This is a genomic window from Pseudomonas sp. SDO5522_S412, from assembly GCF_054071215.1.
On the sequence record NZ_JBSVWQ010000366.1, the window covers coordinates 1 to 3555 of the forward strand.

Below are 3555 nucleotides of genomic sequence, written 5' to 3' on the forward strand. Positions count from 1 at the left end.
GCATCAGCCAACTCATTCGGTGACTGACACTGCGCATTCGCGAGCAAGCCCGCTCCCACATTGGATGTGTGGTGTTCTTTTAAATCAACTCTTCCACCAGTTGCAGGCAATGACTGAGCCCCGGCGACTGGTCATTGATCCGCCGGCTGAGAATGATCGGCGACGTGGCGGTGGCTTCCACCACCGGCGTATAGCCAATGTCTGCGCGGTGCAGCACCTGCACCGAGGCCGGTACCAGGGTCACGCCCATGCCTGCGCCGACCAGACCAATGGCGGTCTGCAATTCGTTGGTCCACTGCGAAACCTTCAGGCTCAAGCCATGGGCATCGAACAGCGCGATCACATGGTCGGCGTAGCTCGGGCGCGGGTTGCCGGGATACAGCACGAAGGGTTCAGCGGCCAATTGCGCCAGGGTGGCCGGGGCGCCCAGCAGGGGATGTCCGGCGGGCAACACCGCCACCAACCGGTCCTCCACCAACACCCGCTGCACAATGGCCGGGTCGTCGATGCGAATCCGCCCGAAGCCTACGTCAATCCGCCCGGCCTTGAGGGCTTCGACCTGTTGCAGCGTGGTCATCTCCGACAGGCCCAACTCCAGCTCCAGGCCATCGTGGCTGCGCAGCCGGCGAATCAACTCCGGCAGCACGCCGTACAGCGTCGACGGCGCAAAACCGATGCCCAGCCAGGTTTTCTGCCCAAGGCCGATGCGCCGGGTGTTGTCACACACCTTGCCCAGTTGCTCCAGCAGCACATTGGCGTGCTCATAGAAAAACCGCCCGGCTTCGGTCAGGCGCAACGGGCGCCCACGTTCCAGCAGCACCACACCCAGTTCGTCCTCCAATTGCTGGATCTGCCGGCTCAGCGGCGGCTGGGCAATGTGCAGGCGTTCGGCGGCGCGGGTGAAGTTGAGGGTTTCCCCCAGCACCTGGAAGTAACGCAGATGGCGCAGTTCCATAAGGACTCCATTCATACCTTAAGGGTATTGTTCGAGACTCATTCTATATTGGAAGCCAGCAGAGATCCGGAACAGAATCAGGCCGAATCTATAAAGAACCCAACGGGTATTGCCATGCCGATTTGCGCCATCGAGTCGATCGAGACCATCATCGTCGATCTCCCTACCATCCGCCCGCACAAACTGGCGATGCACACGATGCAGAACCAGACCCTGGTGATCATCCGCGTGCGCTGCGCCGACGGTATCGAAGGCATCGGTGAATCCACCACCATCGGTGGCCTGAGCTACGGCAATGAAAGCCCCGACAGCATCAAGATCAACATCGACCGGCACTTCGCGCCGCTGCTGCTCGGCCAGGACGCGAGCAACATCAATGCCGCCATGTTGCGCCTGGAGCGCAGCATCCGGGGCAACACCTTTGCCAAGTCGGGTATCGAAAGCGCCTTGCTGGATGCCCTCGGCAAACGCCTGAACCTGCCGGTCAGCGAATTGCTCGGCGGCCGCGTGCGGGACGCCTTGCCGGTGGCCTGGACCCTGGCCAGCGGCAACACCGAAAAAGACATCGCCGAGGCCGAGAAGATGCTCGACCTGCGCCGCCACCGCATTTTCAAATTGAAGATCGGCGCCGGTGAAGTCAGCCAGGACCTGGCCCACGTCATCGCGATCAAAAAAGCCCTGGGCGACCGCGCCAGTGTGCGGGTCGACGTCAACCAGGCCTGGGACGAAGCCGTGGCCCTGCGCGCCTGCAAGGTGCTGGGGGACAACGGTATCGACCTGATCGAACAACCGATCTCGCGCAACAACCGCGGCGGCATGGTGCGGCTCAACCTGTCGAGCCCGGCGCCGATCATGGCCGACGAATCCATCGAATGCGTGGAAGATGCCTTCAACCTGGCCCGCGAAGGCGCGGCCTCGGTGTTCGCCCTGAAGATCGCCAAAAACGGCGGGCCGCGTGCGGTATTGCGCACCGCGGCGATTGCCGAAGCGGCGGGCATCGGCCTGTACGGCGGCACCATGCTCGAAGGCGGTATCGGTACCCTGGCTTCGGCCCACGCGTTCCTCACCTTGAACAAACTGGCGTGGGACACCGAGCTGTTCGGCCCGCTGCTGCTCACCGAAGACATCCTCGCCGAGCCGCTGGTGTACCGCGATTTCCACCTGCATGTCTCCACCGCTCCGGGCCTGGGCCTGGCCATCGATGAAGAGCGCCTGGCGTTCTTCCGTCGCGATAACTAACAAGAGGACACCTGCGATGTTGTTCCACGTAAAAATGACCGTGAACCTGCCCGTCGACATGAACCCCGAGCGCGCTGCCGGCCTCAAGGCTGAAGAAAAAGCCTTCTCCCAGCGGCTCCAGGAGCAAGGCAAATGGCGCCACCTGTGGCGCATCGCCGGGCTGTACGCCAACTACAGCGTGTTCGATGTCGACAGCGTGCAGGAACTGCATGACCTGTTGATGCAACTGCCGCTTTATCCTTACATGGCCATCGAAGTGAATGCCCTGTGCCGGCATCCATCGTCGATCCGTGAGGATGATCGCTGAGTCTGTTTTTTCACCTAATAATTACAAGATGAGGATTGCACCATGTCCATCCGACTTTCCCAGACTGCTCATGCCCAACAGTTTCTCGAAGAAGCCAGCGGTAACCTTAACGACGGCGGCAACCCACGGGCCAAGGCGCTGATCTACCGGATCCTGCGGGACACGGTGAACATCATCGAAGACCTGGAAGTGACTCCGGAAGAGTTCTGGAAGGCGGTCAACTACCTCAACGAACTGGGCAAGAACCAGGAAGCCGGCTTGCTCGCGGCAGGCCTGGGCCTGGAGCATTACCTGGACATGCTGATGGACGCGGCGGACGAGGAAGCCGGCAAGTCCGGCGGCACCCCGCGCACCATCGAAGGCCCGCTGTATGTGGCCGGTGCGCCGCTGTCCAAGTTCGAGGCGCGGCTGGACGACGGGCAGGACCCGGGCGTGCCGCTGTTCATGCAGGGCCAGGTGCGCGACACCAATGGCAAGCCGTTGGCGGGGGCGATTGTCGATGTATGGCAGGCCAATACCGGTGGTACGTATTCGTGGTTTGACAGCACGCAGTCGGAGTTCAACCTGCGTCGGCGAATCGAGACCGATGCCCAGGGCAACTACCGTTTTCGCAGCATCGTGCCGTCGGGGTATGGCTGCCCGCCGACCGGGCCGACCCAGCAGTTGCTGGACCAGTTGGGGCGCCATGGCCAGCGGCCGGCGCATATCCACTTCTTCATCTCGGCGCCGGGCCATCGGCACCTGACCACGCAGATCAACCTGTCGGATGACCCGTACCTGCATGATGATTTTGCCTATGCGACGCGGGATGAGTTGATCGCCGAAATTCGCTTCAGCGAGGACGCAAACCTGGCAAAGGAATTTGGTGTGGAAGGGCAGTTTGCGCAGATTGATTTTGACTTTGAGTTGCAGCCTGCGGCGGCGCCTGTCGAACAGAAACGTATGCAACGAGTTCGCGCGCTCGAAGACTGAACGCGGTAAAAAAATGTGGGAGCGGGCTTGCTCGCGAATGCGGTGGATCAGTCAATATTTCCGGTTACTGACACTCCGCCTT

Annotated in this window: 4 protein-coding genes; 3 read left to right on the forward strand and 1 reads right to left on the reverse strand. The window is 61.5% G+C overall.

Annotated features, from left to right (window positions below):
- Window positions 1–79 precede the first annotated feature (79 nt).
- Complete coding sequence (locus ACW9I6_RS31475) at window positions 80–955, reverse strand: LysR family transcriptional regulator (protein WP_003212314.1); 876 nt, start codon at window positions 953–955, stop codon at window positions 80–82.
- Between the two features lie 114 nt (window positions 956–1069).
- Here ACW9I6_RS31475 and ACW9I6_RS31480 point away from each other — a divergent pair, with 114 nt between their 5' ends.
- Genes ACW9I6_RS31480 through catA form a run of 3 tightly spaced genes read left to right on the forward strand, consistent with a single transcriptional unit; the run spans window position 1070 to window position 3473 of the window.
- A complete protein-coding gene (locus tag ACW9I6_RS31480; RefSeq protein ID WP_003212312.1) occupies window positions 1070–2194 on the forward strand; it encodes a muconate cycloisomerase family protein in 1125 nt (374 codons plus the stop codon).
- Window positions 2195–2210: 16 nt separating this feature from the next.
- Window positions 2211–2501 (forward strand): muconolactone Delta-isomerase, encoded by a 291-nt coding sequence (catC, locus tag ACW9I6_RS31485; protein ID WP_003212310.1) that lies wholly within the window; start codon window positions 2211–2213, stop codon window positions 2499–2501.
- A 42-nt stretch (window positions 2502–2543) separates the two neighbouring features.
- Entirely contained in the window at window positions 2544–3473 is a 930-nt protein-coding gene (gene catA / locus ACW9I6_RS31490) for a catechol 1,2-dioxygenase (protein ID WP_003212307.1), read from the forward strand.
- The last annotated feature ends 82 nt before the right edge of the window (window positions 3474–3555 follow it).

Bases quoted from the DNA above. Each gene is read 5' to 3' on its own strand.
- ACW9I6_RS31475 (WP_003212314.1), bottom strand. From the start codon at position 955: ATGGAACTGCGCCATCTGCGTTACTTCCAGGTGCTGGGGGAAACCCTC.
- ACW9I6_RS31480 (WP_003212312.1), top strand. From the start codon at position 1,070: ATGCCGATTTGCGCCATCGAGTCGATCGAGACCATCATCGTCGATCTC.
- catC (WP_003212310.1), top strand. From the start codon at position 2,211: ATGTTGTTCCACGTAAAAATGACCGTGAACCTGCCCGTCGACATGAAC.
- catA (WP_003212307.1), top strand. From the start codon at position 2,544: ATGTCCATCCGACTTTCCCAGACTGCTCATGCCCAACAGTTTCTCGAA.